Annotated in this window: 14 protein-coding genes and 1 pseudogene; 6 read left to right on the forward strand and 9 right to left on the reverse strand. The window is 50.6% G+C overall.

Translation table 11 applies throughout. From position 1 onward, the window contains the following. Positions 1–12 precede the first annotated feature (12 nt). Both ACJHWR_RS05330 and actP read left to right on the forward strand, forming a co-directional pair. Positions 13–327 carry a DUF485 domain-containing protein gene (locus tag ACJHWR_RS05330; RefSeq protein ID WP_001014565.1) on the forward strand — a complete coding sequence of 105 codons (315 nt, stop codon included), beginning with the start codon at positions 13–15 and terminating at the stop codon, positions 325–327. Then, positions 324–1,973 carry a cation/acetate symporter ActP gene (gene actP, locus ACJHWR_RS05335; protein ID WP_000832548.1) on the forward strand — a complete coding sequence of 550 codons (1,650 nt, stop codon included), beginning with the start codon at positions 324–326 and terminating at the stop codon, positions 1,971–1,973. The genes ACJHWR_RS05330 and actP overlap by 4 nt, the downstream gene beginning before the upstream one ends. An 81-nt stretch (positions 1,974–2,054) precedes the next feature. Here actP and ACJHWR_RS05340 read toward each other — a convergent pair whose 3' ends face one another. From ACJHWR_RS05340 to soxR, 3 genes are all read right to left on the reverse strand, one after another. Beyond that, positions 2,055–3,704: a Na+/H+ antiporter gene (locus ACJHWR_RS05340; protein ID WP_000402206.1), complete on the reverse strand. Its 1,650-nt coding sequence runs from the start codon at positions 3,702–3,704 to the stop codon at positions 2,055–2,057. Between the two features lie 150 nt (positions 3,705–3,854). Next, positions 3,855–5,204: a guanine/hypoxanthine transporter GhxP gene (gene ghxP / locus ACJHWR_RS05345; RefSeq protein ID WP_000106892.1), complete on the reverse strand. Its 1,350-nt coding sequence runs from the start codon at positions 5,202–5,204 to the stop codon at positions 3,855–3,857. Between the two features lie 544 nt (positions 5,205–5,748). Beyond that, a complete protein-coding gene (soxR, locus tag ACJHWR_RS05350; RefSeq protein ID WP_000412424.1) occupies positions 5,749–6,213 on the reverse strand; it encodes a redox-sensitive transcriptional activator SoxR in 465 nt (154 codons plus the stop codon). Between the two features lie 85 nt (positions 6,214–6,298). Between soxR and soxS the strand changes: the two genes are divergently transcribed. Continuing rightward, positions 6,299–6,622 carry a superoxide response transcriptional regulator SoxS gene (gene soxS / locus ACJHWR_RS05355; protein WP_000019358.1) on the forward strand — a complete coding sequence of 108 codons (324 nt, stop codon included), beginning with the start codon at positions 6,299–6,301 and terminating at the stop codon, positions 6,620–6,622. 2 nt (positions 6,623–6,624) lie between these two features. Here the strand turns inward: soxS and pdeC are convergent, their stop codons facing one another. Next, positions 6,625–8,211: a c-di-GMP phosphodiesterase PdeC gene (pdeC, locus tag ACJHWR_RS05360; RefSeq protein WP_000019514.1), complete on the reverse strand. Its 1,587-nt coding sequence runs from the start codon at positions 8,209–8,211 to the stop codon at positions 6,625–6,627. 429 nt (positions 8,212–8,640) lie between these two features. On the opposite strand from pdeC, the gene ACJHWR_RS05365 reads away from it, so the two are divergent. Then, positions 8,641–8,922, forward strand: coding sequence for a YjcB family protein (locus ACJHWR_RS05365; RefSeq protein WP_001295689.1), 282 nt, complete (start codon positions 8,641–8,643; stop codon positions 8,920–8,922). A 98-nt stretch (positions 8,923–9,020) separates the two neighbouring features. On the opposite strand, the gene ssb1 is transcribed toward ACJHWR_RS05365, so the two are convergent. Continuing rightward, positions 9,021–9,557: a single-stranded DNA-binding protein SSB1 gene (gene ssb1, locus ACJHWR_RS05370; RefSeq protein ID WP_000168305.1), complete on the reverse strand. Its 537-nt coding sequence runs from the start codon at positions 9,555–9,557 to the stop codon at positions 9,021–9,023. Between the two features lie 254 nt (positions 9,558–9,811). On the opposite strand from ssb1, the gene uvrA reads away from it, so the two are divergent. Then, the gene (uvrA, locus tag ACJHWR_RS05375; RefSeq protein ID WP_000357740.1) at positions 9,812–12,634 is read left to right on the forward strand and encodes an excinuclease ABC subunit UvrA; all 2,823 of its coding nucleotides are present in this window, start codon (positions 9,812–9,814) and stop codon (positions 12,632–12,634) included. Positions 12,635–12,668: 34 nt separating this feature from the next. On the opposite strand, the gene ACJHWR_RS05380 is transcribed toward uvrA, so the two are convergent. The 3 genes from ACJHWR_RS05380 to aphA form a co-directional block, all read right to left on the reverse strand. Then, entirely contained in the window at positions 12,669–13,025 is a 357-nt protein-coding gene (locus ACJHWR_RS05380; RefSeq protein WP_000155657.1) for an MmcQ/YjbR family DNA-binding protein, read from the reverse strand. 3 nt (positions 13,026–13,028) lie between these two features. Continuing rightward, on the reverse strand, positions 13,029–13,445 hold the full coding sequence (locus tag ACJHWR_RS05385) for a secondary thiamine-phosphate synthase enzyme YjbQ (protein ID WP_000270375.1): 417 nt from the start codon (positions 13,443–13,445) through the stop codon (positions 13,029–13,031). 110 nt (positions 13,446–13,555) lie between these two features. Beyond that, positions 13,556–14,269, reverse strand: coding sequence for an acid phosphatase AphA (gene aphA, locus ACJHWR_RS05390; RefSeq protein WP_001226928.1), 714 nt, complete (start codon positions 14,267–14,269; stop codon positions 13,556–13,558). A gap of 400 nt (positions 14,270–14,669) precedes the next feature. Here aphA and ACJHWR_RS05395 point away from each other — a divergent pair. Beyond that, positions 14,670–14,892, forward strand: a pseudogene (locus ACJHWR_RS05395) (hypothetical protein). 503 nt (positions 14,893–15,395) lie between these two features. Here the strand turns inward: ACJHWR_RS05395 and tyrB are convergent. Next, positions 15,396–16,589: an aromatic amino acid transaminase gene (gene tyrB / locus ACJHWR_RS05400; protein ID WP_000487002.1), complete on the reverse strand. Its 1,194-nt coding sequence runs from the start codon at positions 16,587–16,589 to the stop codon at positions 15,396–15,398. Positions 16,590–16,838: the final 249 nt, after the last annotated feature.

Here is a 16,838-nt window from a genome sequence, read left to right on the forward strand (position 1 = left end):
GGAGAATCTGTGATGAATGGCACTATTTATCAGCGGATAGAAGACAATGCGCATTTCAGGGAGTTAGTCGAAAAACGGCAACGGTTTGCCACCATCCTGTCGATTATTATGCTGGCAGTTTATATCGGCTTTATTTTACTGATCGCCTTCGCGCCCGGCTGGCTGGGCACCCCGCTGAATCCGAACACCAGCGTCACACGCGGTATTCCGATTGGTGTTGGAGTAATTGTGATCTCCTTTGTTCTCACTGGTATCTACATCTGGCGGGCGAACGGCGAATTCGACCGTCTTAATAATGAAGTCCTGCATGAGGTACAAGCATCATGAAAAGAGTTCTGACGGCGCTTGCCGCCACACTCCCTTTCGCAGCTAACGCCGCGGATGCTATTAGCGGGGCCGTAGAGCGCCAGCCAACAAACTGGCAGGCGATTATTATGTTCCTGATTTTCGTCGTGTTTACGCTCGGCATTACCTACTGGGCGTCAAAACGCGTACGTTCGCGTAATGACTACTACACCGCAGGCGGCAATATCACCGGTTTTCAGAACGGGCTGGCGATTGCCGGGGACTATATGTCCGCCGCCTCATTCTTGGGGATCTCCGCGCTGGTGTTTACCTCCGGCTATGACGGGCTGATCTACTCGTTGGGCTTCCTGGTGGGCTGGCCAATCATTCTGTTCCTGATTGCCGAACGTCTGCGTAACCTCGGTCGCTACACCTTTGCCGATGTGGCCTCTTACCGTCTGAAACAAGGGCCGATTCGTATTCTTTCGGCCTGTGGTTCTCTGGTGGTGGTGGCGCTTTACCTTATCGCCCAGATGGTAGGTGCAGGTAAACTCATCGAGCTGCTGTTTGGCCTTAACTATCACATTGCGGTGGTGCTGGTCGGCGTGCTGATGATGATGTACGTCCTGTTCGGCGGCATGCTGGCGACCACCTGGGTACAGATTATCAAAGCCGTTCTGTTGCTGTTCGGTGCCAGCTTTATGGCCTTTATGGTGATGAAACACGTCGGCTTTAGCTTCAACAATCTGTTCAGCGAAGCGATGGCGGTACACCCGAAAGGTGTCGACATCATGAAGCCGGGCGGGCTGGTGAAAGATCCTATCTCCGCGCTCTCTTTGGGGCTAGGACTGATGTTTGGTACGGCTGGCTTGCCGCATATTCTGATGCGCTTCTTTACGGTCAGCGATGCCCGCGAAGCACGTAAGAGCGTGTTCTACGCCACCGGATTTATGGGCTACTTCTACATCCTGACCTTTATTATCGGCTTCGGCGCAATCATGCTGGTTGGTGCGAATCCGGAATATAAAGACGCGGCGGGCCATCTGATTGGTGGTAACAACATGGCAGCAGTTCACCTGGCGAATGCAGTGGGTGGCAACCTGTTCCTCGGCTTTATTTCAGCGGTTGCTTTCGCCACCATTCTTGCGGTGGTTGCGGGTCTGACGCTGGCGGGCGCATCGGCGGTGTCTCACGACCTGTACGCTAACGTCTTCAAAAAAGGTGCGACCGAACGTGAAGAGCTGCGGGTATCGAAAATCACCGTACTGATCCTCGGTGTGATTGCCATTATCCTCGGCGTGCTGTTTGAGAATCAGAACATCGCCTTTATGGTGGGGCTGGCGTTTGCCATCGCGGCGAGCTGTAACTTCCCGATCATTCTGCTTTCCATGTACTGGTCGAAACTGACTACCCGTGGCGCGATGCTGGGCGGCTGGTTAGGACTGATTACTGCGGTGGTGCTGATGATCCTCGGCCCGACGATTTGGGTACAGATCCTCGGTCACGAAAAAGCCATCTTCCCGTATGAATACCCGGCGCTGTTCTCTATCAGCGTGGCATTCCTCGGCATCTGGTTCTTCTCGGCAACCGATAACTCAGCGGAAGGCGCGCGTGAGCGTGAACTGTTCCGTGCGCAGTTTATCCGTTCCCAGACCGGCTTTGGCGTTGAGCAAGGCCGCGCGCATTAATCTCCACTAGCCTCTGGTCACCTGACCAACGGTAAAAAGGTGCGATGTACTGCACCTTTTTACCGATTACACCGCCAAGCGTTATTGGTTCTCTTCAATCAGCAACGCTTCAAGCAAATCGAGATCGTGCAATAATTTTTGCAGCGTTTCGTTACTGATCTCCCGCGTGGCGCGCAGGTGGTACAGTTCAGCACGTTCAGAACGCAATGCCGCCAGACGGAAGCGACGCTCCAGGTTCTCTTCCAGGATTGAACTTTCTACATCATTACGTCCATCGGCGCGACGACGCAGGTTACCAATGACGCGAGAACTAACCTCTGTGAGCAGCTGGTTATCGATATTCTCTTCGGTATCCGCCGCCAGACGCTCCTCCATTTTCTGGATCGCCACAATCGCCACTTCTGCCGTTGCCGCTCGCGCAATACGTTCCTCTTTCAATTGTTGCGAATGGTCCGCGACTTCAATGTGTTGTAGCAGAATAGGCAACATCACCACGCCGACAAACAGCGAGAAGAGAATGACACCAGCCGCCAGGAACACCAGCTCATAGCGCGCCGGGAAGACGTTACCATCCGGCAAGAGCAGCGGGATAGAGAGCACACCGGCCAGAGTGATCGCCCCACGCACCCCGGCGAAAGACGCGATCAGGATTTCTCGTGTAGTCCACGAACCAAACTCCATCGGCTTCTTCTTCAGGAAGCGGTTGCTGAACTTTTTCATCGTCCACAGCCAGCCGAAACGGACCAGCATCAGCGCCGCATAAATCAGAATGATATCGGTAAACAGCATCCAGATTTCGACGTTAGGGTCGATTTCTGCCGCCATCAGCGACGTCTCCAGAATACCCGGCAGCTGCAGACCTAACAGCAGGAATACCATGCCGTTAAAGACAAATTCCAGCATCGCCCAGGTACTGTTTGCGCGCAGGCGCATTGCCAGCGGCGCACGGCGCATCACACCGGAGCGGGTGATGGTCATCCCGGCGGCAACCGCAGCGAGGATGCCGGAAACGCCAATATGTTCGGCAATCAGATAAGAAGCGAATGGCAGCAAGAACAGTAGAACAATCTGCGTCGCGGGTTCATCACCGCCCCAGCGGCTGAGGAATCGCAGCGAGCGACCGTACAGCCAGCTCACCACAAAACCGGCGAGAATACCGCCAATGGCCACTTTCATAAATTCGACCGTCGCACCACCGACGGTGAAGATCATCGTCCCCATCGCCACTGCCACGGCAAACTTCAACGACACCAGACCGGAGGCGTCATTCATCAACGCTTCGCCCTGCAAAATGCCCATGATTTTTTTCGGGATGCGCCCTTCGCCAACAATCCCGGAGAGCGCCACAGCATCGGTCGGAGAAAGCACCGCCGCCAGCGCAAAGGCGGGGATCAGCGGAATGCCCGGCACCACCCAGTAAATAAGGAAGCCAATGCCGACCACGGTGACCACCACCAGCGCCAGCGCGAGGCCGAAAATCTCTCGCCCATGTTCGAGAAATTCACGGGTCGGCGTTTTCCAGCCATCAGCGAACAGCAACGGCGGGATAAACAAGACTAAAAAGAGTTCAGGATCAAACTCCACATGCAAACCAAACGTCGGCCACGCCAGTAGCGCACCGATGGCGATTTGCATAAGCGGAAGCGGGATCTGAAAGGGCATGACACGAGTGACCACCCCGGACAGCGAGACCACGAGGGTCATTATCAGTATGGTGAAGAAGATTTCCATGCGTTCCCTGTTTGCGATGTTTTTTATGATCTGAGAAAGGCGTTATGCCTGAATTCTCATTTTTTCAGAATATCGCAAAAGCTCACACAATGTGCGGAGAAAATAAAAACGGGCAGCCATTGCCACCCGTTTTCAGAATCCTATGTAAGATTAGATAGCCCAGCCACCCGCATAGAAGGTCACCAGCGCCACGGCAATAACGACCGTACCGATGTTCAACTTGCGCCATTCGCCGGAAACCAGACGACCAATCACCAGAGTCGCGAAGCCGATCATGATGCCTGTTACGATGTTACAGGTCAGCACGATGAATACCGCCGTAACCAGACCCGCCATCGCATCAACAAAATCAGCAAAGTCGATTTTCGCCACGTTGCTCAGCATCAGCAGGCCAACGTACATCAACGCCGGAGCCGTTGCGTACCCCGGAACGAGGTAAGAGAGCGGAGAGAGGAACAGAATCAGCAGGAACAGCACGCCAACGGTGATAGCCGTCAACCCGGTTTTACCGCCCGCCGCCGTACCCGCCGCAGACTCGATGTATACCGCTGCCGGAGCTGCACCCACCAGGCCAGAGAAAACGCTGCTCATGGAGTCAGTGGTCAGTGCTTTCCCGCCGTCGATGATCTGCCCGTCTTTATCCAGCAGGTTCGCCTGACCGGCGACGGCGCGGATAGTTCCGGTGGCATCAAATACTGCCGTCATCACCAGCGCCAGAACGCTTGGCAGGACTACAGGATTCAGCGCGCCCATAATATCCAGGCTGCCAATCAGTGAATTGCCGTTTTCATCGCTCAATGAAGGCATAGCGAAAACGCCGGAGAAATGGACGTTAGGATCGAAGATCAAACCGACAATTGAGATACCGATAATGGTCAGCAGAATGCCACCAGGGACTTTCAGTTTTTCCAGGCCGATGATCACCGCCAGACCTACCAGTGACATCATCACCGGAAAGGTCGTGAAATCACCCAGCGCAACGGGCAGACCATCAAGCGGGTTTTTAATCACCAGACCGACACCATTCGCAGCAATCAGCAGCAGGAACAGACCGATACCGATCCCCGTGCCGTGCGCCACACCGTGCGGCAAGTTGCGCAAAATCCAGCTACGGATACCCGTGGCAGAAATGACCGTAAACAGCACACCCATCAGGAACACGGCACCCAGCGCGACAGGTACGCTAATATGTTGCCCCAGCACCAGACTGAATGCGGTAAACGCCGTCAGGGAGATGGCGCAACCAATCGCCAACGGCAGATTAGCCCACAGACCCATCACGATAGAACCGAGTCCGGCAACCAGACAGGTCGCAACGAAAACTGCCGCAGGCGGGAAGCCCGCTTTACCCAACATGCCTGGAACGACGATAACCGAGTAGACCATCGCCAGAAACGTTGTTAACCCGGCAACCACTTCCTGACGGACAGTGCTTCCACGTTGTGAAATTTTAAACCAGGCGTCGAGTGAACCGCCGGTACGCGCTGATGGCGTAGACATAAGAAAACATCCCCTGAGAGTTTAATTTTCGTCAAGATGCGTGGCGGACAATCCCCTGCCAGCGAAACGTTATCTTCCTGCTCCAGGTTTGCGACAAATTGGTGCGTCGCAAAAAAGCAAACGTTTAGCTCCGCGCATACAAAACGGGTGGTAAAAAAGCAAACGATTATCCGGCGATCATAGCGGCTTTTTCAACCGAAGTTTGCTGCTTTTTTCTCTTTTATTGTCTTGACGATGAAAAACCAGGCAATTGATGCGCAAACGTTATCGTCGATGCGCAAGATTGCAGCGTTATCGAACCGTATACCGTTCAGGATTGCGATAAAAAATCGCCTGAGATGACAAAAATATTGCGGCTAAAAAGTGTACTTTTACACTGGCGAAGAAACGCCGGTGACATACAATTAAAGCATCAACACCAACCGGAACCTCCACCACGTGCTCGAATGAGGTGTGTTGACGTCGGGGGAAACCCTCCTGTGTACCAGCGGGATAGAGAGAAAGACAAAGACCGGAAAACAAACTAAAGCGCCCTTGTGGCGCTTTAGTTTTGTTCATCTTCCAGCAAGCGTGCGCCTGTGCCTTCTTCTCCTAAGCGGTCGCCCGGGTTACGCAATGGGCAATCACTGCGCGAAAGGCAGCCACAACCAATACATCCGTCCAGTTCGTCACGCAGCGCCACTAAGGTATGAATGCGCCGATCCAACTCTTCTCGCCATTGGGACGAAAGCTGTTTCCACTCTTTCGCACTTAATGTATGCCCTTCGGGCAACACGCCAAATGCTTCACGAATGGTCGCCAGCGGAATGCCAATACGCTGAGCAATTTTGATGATTGCGACATATCGCAACACATCACGTTTATATCGCCGCTGATTGCCACTATTACGGATACTGCTAATCAACCCTTTGCTTTCATAGAAATGCAGCGCCGATACCGCCACACCGCTGCGTTTTGCCACTTCGCCGGGGGTTAGCAGCGCTTTAATGCGGGGTAATTTCTTTTCCATAAATCGCTTTACCTCAAGTTAACTTGAGGAATTATACTCCCCAACAGATGAATTAACGAACTGAACACTGAAAAGAGGCAGATTTATGTCCCATCAGAAAATTATTCAGGATCTTATCGCATGGATTGACGAGCATATTGACCAGCCGCTTAACATTGATGTCGTCGCAAAAAAATCAGGCTATTCAAAGTGGTACTTACAGCGGATGTTCCGCACGGTGACGCATCAGACACTTGGTGATTACATTCGCCAACGCCGCCTGTTGCTGGCCGCCGTTGAGTTGCGCACCACCGAGCGTCCGATTTTTGATATCGCAATGGACCTGGGTTATGTCTCGCAGCAGACCTTCTCCCGCGTTTTCCGTCGGCAGTTTGATCGCACTCCAAGCGATTATCGCCACCGCCTGTAGTTTTATTGCCCGCGCGTTAACTCCCGCGCGGGTAATTGCTCCATCCATTGCATAAACACCTGCGGCGGCATCGCCTTCGCAAAGAACCATCCCTGGCAATAGCGCACGCCGCGTTTGCGCAGCCAGTTAACCTGTTCCTCAGTTTCGACGCCTTCAGCGATCGTTTTTAACCCCAGACTGTGCGCCAGCTCGATGATGTGTTCCGCAATCAAATGACTGGTTTTATGGGTGGTCAGCGTCTCAACAAACGATTTATCGATTTTCAAAATATCGACATTCAATGATTTAAGGTTATGCAAGTTAGAGTAGCCAATACCAAAATCATCAATTGCCACTTCGTAACCAGCCTGGCGGAAAGCCAGAATAATTGGTGTCATTTTGTCGACATCAAGAAATGCATGTTCAGTCACTTCAAATTTAATTTGCTGTGGACGCACCGCGTATTGCTCTGTTTTCTGATTGGTTCGCGCTATCAACCGTGACGTATGAAAATCGGAGGCCGACAGGTTAATAGAAACATAGCGATCGGCATGTGTTGCCAGGTATGCGCCCAGATCGCGGAAGACATTATCAATAACATAATCAGTTACCTGTCCGATCATCCCCTCCTTTTCTGCCAGCGGAATAAACTCTGCCGGATTCATTACTTGCCCCTGCTCACCAGGCCAACGTAACAATGCTTCAGCCCCGATACATTTTTCTGTTTTGATATCGATTATTGGCTGGTAATAAAGGCAAAGTTGATGTTTTTCGAGGGCGCGTTGCAATTTGCGTTTGGGAGACAAATAGTTTTGTCGAATACGTAGCCAGAGTAATAGCAGAACAAGACTCCCCAAAATACCGGCGGGTAACGCAAAAATAAGATGATTATAAAAATGCGCTATAAGACGTTGATATGAAGTCGCAACAATGGCCGCAATTGGGCGTTTTGTCGAATAAACTGTCGCATATAAATAGCCATTTCTTTGTACAGTTAAATCCTTCAAATGAATCAGTGGAGAAAACGTTGCTGCCGAGGCCTCGTTGCTTAACGAGAAAAAGGTTTTCGTTACCGTATCATATACACCCCATTGCAATGTCGGATCATCAGACATCACTTCACTCCAGAAGAGAGGGTTGATGACCGCCACATAATTTCCCCGCTGCATATAGGTCATTTTATAGCCAGAGAAAAAAGGCGTATCGCGGTAATAATAGATAGAAACGTTAGGTTCACGCTTATAATCGGCCGGTGCAATCGTATAGCCGTTTACAGGCGCTATCAGCGATGAGCATAAAAAATGGTTATCACGGGCATAGATCAATTCATTAATATAAAGATAGCCACGAATAATATTCAACATTCGCTTTTGATGGGCTGGGGTGCAAACTTGCCCCTGATAGCGTTCAGCTGCATCGCTCACTAAATCTGCCTGACGAATGACCAGCTCAGATTTATCCAACGCCAGCTGAGCAAAGGTTCGGAGCTGATTATTCACTTCTGATTTTGCCCAAAAGAAGGCAATCCATAGCGACAGAATGATGGGAAAGAGAACTAAAAAGATAATGCCCGGCAACGCCAGTAATTGGTGTCGTGCACGATGACTCATTGCTATCAATTTCCTGCCTGTTTATACCCGGTCATTGCAAGGCGAGAACCCTGGTTATCGACGTCTTTAGATAAATCTTACGGTATAAATAGCACTTTTGCCTGATTTGAAATTGATACCTTTTTAATCGTCACCTGAATAAAAATAATTCATTGATATTCAAAACTAATTTCCTACAGGAATGCAGAGGCGGTGGGAAGATATACCCTTAATGCCCCTGAAAAACCACATAATCTGTACAGCAATAAAAGTCACGTCCTAATATGGCTAACAAACAATCAATTGTGATATAGTTCACAAAATCAATGAAACAAAAAGAGTGTTTCATTTTTGTGTTCTGCAAGCCCCGCGATAGCCAGAGTGTACCACGCCTCCCGTGAACAACGCCGCGCTGTCCAGGGCATCGGCTCTTTTCAGAGGAATTGTTTGATGGCTACCCTCACCACTGGCGTGGTTCTTCTTCGCTGGCAACTTCTTAGTGCCGTAATGATGTTTCTGGCCAGCACACTCAACATCCGTTTTCGTCGGTCTGATTATGTCGGGCTTGCAGTGATCAGCAGCGGTCTGGGCGTGGTTTCTGCCTGCTGGTTCGCAATGGGGTTGCTTGGCATCACAATGGCGGATATCACCGCCATCTGGCACAACATCGAGTCGGTGATGATAGAAGAGATGAATCAGACACCGCCACAATGGCCAATGATTTTGACTTGATATGTAGAAGCCTCCATAACGGAGGCTTCTTTTTTATGGTTGGCAGATGCTTTAATCATCCACCTTAACACAATATAACCTATTGTTTTAATGACAAATCAGAACGGAATGTCGTCATCAAAGTCCATCGGCGGCTCGTTAGACGGCGCTGCCGGAGCGGACTGCTGCGGGCGAGACTGCGCGCCGCCGCTGAACTGATTGCCACCCTGCGGCTGCTGAGGCTGACCCCAACCGCCCTGCGGCTGACCACCACCGATATTGCCACCTGCCGGAGCGCCACCACCCTGACGACCACCCAGCATCTGCATGGTGCCGCCAACGTTCACCACGACTTCTGTGGTGTAGCGATCCTGACCGGATTGATCGGTCCATTTGCGGGTACGCAGCTGACCTTCGATATAAACCTGAGAACCTTTACGCAGATATTCGCTGGCTACTTCTGCCAGTTTGCCGAACAGCACAACGCGGTGCCATTCAGTCTGCTCTTTCATCTCGCCGGTCGCTTTATCACGCCAGGATTCGGAAGTAGCCAGCGTAATGTTGGCAACAGCGCCACCATTTGGCATGTAGCGTACTTCCGGGTCCTGACCCAGATTACCAACGAGAATAACCTTGTTTACGCCTCTGCTGGCCATGTTCGTGTCTCCTGAAAAAAAATCGTTCTGAATAAGTGTAAACGCGCGATTGTACCATTACCAATAGCGCTTTTACTATGTTGTGACCTCGGTTCCGGGAAACAAACCTGGCCAGACATTGTTACACAACACTCCGGGTAATGCATTCCAATACTGTATATTCATTCAGGTCAATTTGTGTCATAATTAACCGTTTGTGATCGCCGGTAGCACCATGCCACCGGGCAAAAAAGCGTTTAATCCGGGAAAGGTGAATGGATAAGATCGAAGTTCGGGGCGCCCGCACCCATAATCTCAAAAACATCAACCTCGTTATCCCCCGCGACAAGCTCATTGTCGTGACCGGGCTTTCGGGTTCTGGCAAATCCTCGCTCGCTTTCGACACCTTATATGCCGAAGGGCAGCGCCGTTACGTTGAATCACTTTCCGCCTACGCGCGGCAGTTTCTGTCACTGATGGAAAAGCCGGACGTCGATCATATTGAGGGGCTTTCTCCTGCCATCTCAATTGAGCAGAAATCAACGTCTCATAACCCGCGTTCTACGGTGGGGACAATCACCGAAATCCACGACTATTTGCGTTTGTTGTTCGCCCGCGTCGGCGAGCCGCGCTGTCCGGACCACGACGTCCCGCTGGCGGCGCAAACCGTCAGCCAGATGGTGGATAACGTGCTGTCGCAGCCGGAAGGCAAGCGTCTGATGCTGCTCGCGCCAATCATTAAAGAGCGCAAAGGCGAACACACCAAAACGCTGGAGAACCTGGCAAGTCAGGGTTACATCCGTGCTCGTATTGATGGCGAAGTCTGCGATCTTTCCGATCCGCCGAAACTGGAACTGCAAAAGAAACATACCATTGAAGTGGTGGTTGATCGCTTCAAGGTGCGTGACGATCTTACCCAACGTCTTGCCGAGTCGTTTGAAACCGCGCTGGAGCTTTCCGGTGGTACCGCGGTAGTTGCGGATATGGACGACCCGAAAGCGGAAGAGTTGCTGTTCTCCGCTAATTTCGCCTGCCCAATTTGCGGCTACAGTATGCGTGAACTGGAGCCGCGACTGTTTTCGTTTAACAACCCGGCAGGGGCCTGCCCGACCTGTGACGGCCTTGGCGTGCAGCAATATTTCGATCCTGACCGCGTGATCCAGAATCCGGAACTGTCGCTGGCTGGCGGTGCGATCCGTGGCTGGGATCGCCGCAACTTCTATTATTTCCAGATGCTGAAATCGCTGGCAGATCACTATAAGTTCGACGTCGAAGCGCCGTGGGGCAGCCTGAGCGCGAACGTGCATAAAGTGGTGTTGTACGGTTCTGGCAAAGAAAACATTGAATTCAAATACATGAACGATCGTGGCGATACCTCCATTCGTCGTCATCCGTTTGAAGGCGTGCTGCACAATATGGAGCGCCGTTATAAAGAGACGGAGTCCAGCGCGGTACGCGAAGAATTAGCCAAGTTCATCAGCAATCGCCCGTGCGCCAGCTGCGAAGGGACGCGTCTGCGTCGGGAAGCGCGCCACGTGTATGTCGAGAATACGCCGCTGCCTGCTATCTCCGACATGAGCATTGGTCATGCGATGGAATTCTTCAACAATCTCAAACTCGCAGGTCAGCGGGCGAAGATTGCGGAAAAAATTCTTAAAGAGATCGGCGATCGTTTGAAATTCCTCGTTAACGTCGGCCTGAATTACCTGACGCTTTCCCGCTCGGCAGAAACGCTTTCTGGCGGTGAAGCCCAGCGTATTCGTCTGGCGAGCCAGATTGGTGCGGGCCTGGTTGGCGTTATGTACGTGCTGGATGAGCCGTCTATCGGCCTGCACCAGCGCGATAACGAGCGCCTGTTGGGTACGCTTATCCATCTGCGCGATCTCGGTAATACCGTGATTGTGGTGGAGCACGACGAAGACGCGATTCGCGCGGCTGACCATGTGATCGATATCGGTCCTGGTGCGGGTGTTCACGGCGGTGAAGTGGTCGCGGAAGGTCCACTGGAAGCGATTATGGCGGTGCCGGAGTCGTTGACCGGACAGTACATGAGCGGTAAACGCAAGATTGAAGTGCCGAAGAAACGCGTTCCGGCGAATCCGGAAAAAGTGCTGAAGCTGACGGGTGCACGCGGTAATAACCTGAAAGACGTGACGCTAACGCTGCCAGTCGGTCTGTTTACCTGCATCACAGGGGTTTCAGGTTCCGGTAAATCGACACTGATTAACGACACACTGTTCCCGATTGCCCAACGCCAGTTGAATGGTGCGACCATCGCCGAACCGGCACCGTATCGCGATATTCAGGGACTGGAGCATTTCGATAAAGTGATCGATATCGACCAAAGCCCAATTGGTCGTACTCCGCGTTCTAACCCAGCGACCTATACCGGCGTGTTTACGCCTGTGCGCGAACTGTTTGCGGGCGTACCGGAATCCCGTGCGCGCGGCTATACGCCGGGACGTTTCAGCTTTAACGTCCGTGGCGGACGCTGCGAAGCCTGTCAGGGCGACGGCGTGATCAAAGTGGAGATGCACTTCCTGCCGGACATTTACGTACCGTGCGACCAGTGTAAAGGTAAACGCTATAACCGTGAAACGCTGGAGATTAAGTACAAAGGCAAAACCATCCACGAAGTGCTGGATATGACCATCGAAGAGGCGCGTGAGTTCTTTGATGCGGTGCCAGCTCTGGCGCGTAAGCTGCAAACGCTGATGGACGTTGGTCTGACGTACATTCGCCTGGGGCAGTCCGCAACCACCCTTTCAGGCGGTGAAGCCCAGCGCGTGAAGCTGGCGCGTGAGCTGTCAAAACGCGGCACCGGGCAGACACTGTATATTCTCGACGAGCCGACCACCGGTCTGCACTTCGCCGATATTCAGCAACTGCTCGACGTGCTGCATAAACTGCGCGATCAGGGCAATACCATTGTGGTGATTGAACACAATCTCGACGTGATCAAAACCGCTGACTGGATTGTCGACCTGGGACCGGAAGGCGGCAGTGGCGGCGGCGAGATCCTCGTCTCCGGTACGCCAGAAACCGTCGCGGAGTGCGAAGCTTCGCATACGGCACGCTTCCTCAAGCCGATGCTGTAATCGTTAAGGCCGCTTTCTGAGCGGCCTTTTCCTTTCAGAGTTGCACCAGCAATTTACGTTTTTCTTCCGGCAGCAAATTCACCGCCTGCTGATAAGACGCATCCACCAGATAATAGATTTGCGAATCCGGTAGCGATCCGTCGAGATAAACCGTGCTCCAGTGCGCTTTATTCAGATGGCGGCTGGGGCGCACATCGCTGTGCTGCTGACGTAGCAGCTCCGCCAGCTCCGGGCTGGTTTTCAGCGAAACCGCCGGGCGATTTTCTACTTCTTTCACCATCGCAAACAGTACATCTTCCACTTTGATCTGCGTCGCTTTCCAGTCATTATGCACGCTCTGTTCTGCGCCTGGTTTTGCCATGCAATATTGTAGCAACTCCGAAATGGTCATTTTTTACTCCCCTTGTAGTGTCGCGATAATGCGACGCGATCCGCCGTGGATGCGATGTTCCCCCAGCCAGATGCCTTGCCAGGTGCCGGTCTGAATACGCCCTTTATGCACCGGCAATACAAGCGATGTTCCCAGCATTGAGGATTTGATATGAGAAGGCATATCGTCTGCTCCCTCATAGTCATGCTCATAATTTCCGTTGTCGGGAACGGTGCGGAGGAAAAAACGCTCCATGTCGTGGCGTACGGTGGGATCGCAGTTCTCATTAAGTGTCAGAGAGGCGGAGGTATGTTGCAGCAACAGATGCAGTAAACCGATGTTAACGCGCGGCATATCAGCCAGCTGATTCAGAATTTCATCCGTTACCAGATGAAACCCACGAGATTTGGCGCTAAGCGTGAGCGTCTTTTGATACCACATGTGCTGCTCCTTGATAAAACTCTCTTAATCAGTTTGCAGCAAGACAGAGAAAGGATAAAGGTGTGATTAAAAAAACAGCATTCGGGAGAGTGTCACGCTCTCCCGCTCTGTCAGTATTCTGAATTGACGATCACCTCTTCACCAAACGCACCCGCTTGTGGCAAGGGTTTGTAGGTAGAGTTGGAGGCGCGCAGAATGCGGATACCACGAGCGCCGACATCGCGTGCGGCGGTAATATCGTTATCGGAATCGCCATAAAAAATTCGGATATTTTTATCCTGCAGCCATTGCGATTTTGTATTTTGCCCTGGTTTATCACCCGCAAAGATCACCGGATTCATGTTGGTGGCAGGAATATGAAAATTATCCGCCAGCGTTTTTGAAACCGTTTCTGTTTTCGTCGGGCTACGACCAGTCACAAAGAAGATCGCGTCACCGCGGCGTACATGCATATCAATCAGCTGGCGAGCGACCTCTTTTGGAATGCTGAATTCATCCCAGCCATTGTTCATTTTTTCCCAGAACACAGGATTTTTCAGATAATCTTCGCTTTCTGGCGAGAAGGTTTTTTTGCCGCGCCAGAAGCCCGGACTGGAAAAAAGTACCGTGTCATCGATATCAAACCCCACCGCCATTGGTGGACGCCCTGCGAGGCTATTTTCAATTTGTGCGACCGAAACCCAATGAATTGGTGCCTGTTCAGCAAGCCTGGCAACGTTAGTACCAGGGTTAAGCGGCGAAGGAGATGAGGCCAGGGCAACAGCGGAACTGTTTAGAGCGAACAATAAGCAAACGGCACTGATTGCCTGTGTGATCTTGCGCATATTTTTCCCTAAATAGTCAGTATGTTGAAACTTTTTATTGTGAGATTTGTTGCAAAAACCATCTGACCATAACGCCAGCAGCAGGGGAAAGGAAGGATTATCTGCGGTTTTTGTGATGAAAAGCAGGATGATTATATTTAACCCAGTAAATACGTTCCTGTCGTTTTTTTGTAAAAAAATGTTTATTCCTCAATGAAGGATACATTAATTTTACGTTTATTATGATGAATCCTCTGCAAATGAGCGAAATTTGATAGAACATTTATCTGCTGTACGATTTAATGAACTTAATGATACAGCATTACAAAAACAATCGAAGTTTATAAAGATGATTTCTGGTTGACCAGAACCCTACCCTACAATGGTGACTAATTTTATTACTCTCGAAGGAGATGATGATATGAATATATCATATGTGAATAGCAACAAAATGACATCTTTACCTGTTGAGCTAGATGCACTAAATAATAAAGATATCTCTTATTCCAAAGATTTTTCTTATGCCAGAGATTTCTTTTTATATATAGAAACACAGTTAAAAATTGCAAAAGATTTTTGTAGACCTGGAGAAGAAGTATCAAGTTCTATTGCAAGTACAGTTTTTCATGCATTTATTGATTTAGTTAACAAAATCAGAGGCAAGAAAGATTGTATGTATATTTGCACACTTTGCTGTTTTGCCGAGGAGGTTAAAGGTGATTATTCTCATTACAGGACCTTTTTATTTGATATTGGTAATCAATATAAGGTTAAACTTACACAAAGCGGAAAAAAAGAGTTCTCTTTAACATTAGAATTTAACGATACTATAATTGAATCTCAGAAAGTCACAGGCAATAAGGCAAAGCATATTCTTGAGGATATAGAAATATTCTATCGTAACAAACCCGATACTTATTATTAAATTTAATAATGGTTAGATGTGCAAAAATTATTACTCCACACGAAAAAACAGGGAAAGGAATTCCAGATAATTGGGATAAACTTAACAATAAAAGAACTGACAACCTTTTATTATCCCTCACGTAAAACGATGGCATCAAAAAAATCATCTATAAAGCAAGAGTGAAAGCGACGACAGTTTAATTTCACTGCAGGCTGGGTAGCTCCAGCCTGCTTTCCTGCATTACATCACCGCAGCAAACGCCTTTGCCACACGTTGTACATTTGCCGTATTTAACCCGGCGACACACATGCGCCCGCTAGTAATCAGGTAAACACCAAACTCCTCACGTAGTCGGTCAACCTGAGCGGCACTTAAACCGGTATAACTGAACATGCCGCGCTGATTAAGCAGATAATCGAAATTGCGTTCTGGCATCTCTGTGCTTAATACCTTCACCAGTTCCTGACGCATTGCCAAAATGCGAGTACGCATCTCTTCTACTTCCGCCAGCCAGCTGGCTTTCAATGCCTCGTCATTCAGCACCGCTGCCACCACCTGCGCACCAAAATTCGGCGGGCTGGAGTAGTTGCGGCGAACTGTTGCTTTCAATTGCCCCAGTACGCGGTCTGCAGCTTCGGCATCTTCACACAGAACAGAAAGTCCGCCGACGCGCTCGCCGTAAAGGGAGAAAATTTTCGAGAACGAATTGCTCACCAGAGCGGGTAATCCAGCGCTGGCAATGGCGCGAATGGCGTAGGCATCCTCTTCCATACCGGCACCAAATCCTTGATAGGCAATATCAAGAAATGGGATAAGCTCGCGGGCTTTGAGAATTTCAATCACCGCATCCCACTGGTTATTAGTGAGATCGGCACCCGTTGGGTTGTGGCAACATGGATGCAGCAACACAATACTGCGGGCAGGTAATGTTTTCAGCGTCGCCAACAGGTCATTAAAGCGCACGCCGTTAGTCGCTTCGTCATACCAGGGGTAAGTACTTACTTCGAATCCAGCCCCGGCGAATATTGCTACGTGGTTTTCCCATGTAGGATCGCTGACCCAGACGCCTGATTCCGGGAAGTAGCGTTTCAGGAAATCTGCGCCCACTTTCAATGCCCCTGAGCCGCCAAGGGTTTGAATGGTTGCTACGCGCTGTTGTTGCAGTACCGGATGGTCGGCACCAAACAGCAGCGGCGCAATGGCATGGCGATAGCTGTTAAGCCCTTCCATCGGTAAATAAAGCGAAGCGCCATGAGGCTGCGCATTCAGGCGCGCTTCTGCATCCGCCACGGCTTTCAGTTGTGGAATAATTCCCTCTTCGTTGTAGTACAGACCGATACTTAAATTCACTTTGTCGCTGCGAGGGTCTTCTTTAAAACGCTCCATAAGCGTAAGAATCGGGTCGCCAGCGTAGGCGTCAACTTTTTGAAACACGCGATGGTTCTCCAGGTTTACGGGCAGGTGGTTAAAACACAATAAACCGGAAGAAGGCGAAGATCGAGTGGATGTTCAGGGGCGAACGGCAATTAGCAACAGAGTGAGACTCATGACAAACGTACATCCGCCAGAGGCACGACCTTCATAAGAGCATGAAAGAATATCAACTTATTGAATTGGTAGGCTTTTATTGGCCGGATAAGGCATTCACGCCGCATCCGGCACAGACAATCAAATATTACAGAA

Origin of the sequence: Escherichia sp. WS568 (assembly GCF_046486085.1) — a bacterium.
Taxonomy (GTDB): Bacteria; Pseudomonadota; Gammaproteobacteria; order Enterobacterales; family Enterobacteriaceae; genus Escherichia; species Escherichia coli.

Coding starts and splice junctions, on each gene's coding strand:
- uvrA (WP_000357740.1), top strand. CDS start 9,812: ATGGATAAGATCGAAGTTCGGGGCGCCCGCACCCATAATCTCAAAAAC.
- aphA (WP_001226928.1), bottom strand. CDS start 14,269: ATGCGCAAGATCACACAGGCAATCAGTGCCGTTTGCTTATTGTTCGCT.
- soxR (WP_000412424.1), bottom strand. CDS start 6,213: ATGGAAAAGAAATTACCCCGCATTAAAGCGCTGCTAACCCCCGGCGAA.
- ACJHWR_RS05330 (WP_001014565.1), top strand. CDS start 13: ATGAATGGCACTATTTATCAGCGGATAGAAGACAATGCGCATTTCAGG.
- ACJHWR_RS05340 (WP_000402206.1), bottom strand. CDS start 3,704: ATGGAAATCTTCTTCACCATACTGATAATGACCCTCGTGGTCTCGCTG.
- soxS (WP_000019358.1), top strand. CDS start 6,299: ATGTCCCATCAGAAAATTATTCAGGATCTTATCGCATGGATTGACGAG.
- ACJHWR_RS05380 (WP_000155657.1), bottom strand. CDS start 13,025: ATGACCATTTCGGAGTTGCTACAATATTGCATGGCAAAACCAGGCGCA.
- pdeC (WP_000019514.1), bottom strand. CDS start 8,211: ATGAGTCATCGTGCACGACACCAATTACTGGCGTTGCCGGGCATTATC.
- ssb1 (WP_000168305.1), bottom strand. CDS start 9,557: ATGGCCAGCAGAGGCGTAAACAAGGTTATTCTCGTTGGTAATCTGGGT.
- ghxP (WP_000106892.1), bottom strand. CDS start 5,204: ATGTCTACGCCATCAGCGCGTACCGGCGGTTCACTCGACGCCTGGTTT.
- ACJHWR_RS05365 (WP_001295689.1), top strand. CDS start 8,641: ATGGCTACCCTCACCACTGGCGTGGTTCTTCTTCGCTGGCAACTTCTT.
- actP (WP_000832548.1), top strand. CDS start 324: ATGAAAAGAGTTCTGACGGCGCTTGCCGCCACACTCCCTTTCGCAGCT.
- ACJHWR_RS05385 (WP_000270375.1), bottom strand. CDS start 13,445: ATGTGGTATCAAAAGACGCTCACGCTTAGCGCCAAATCTCGTGGGTTT.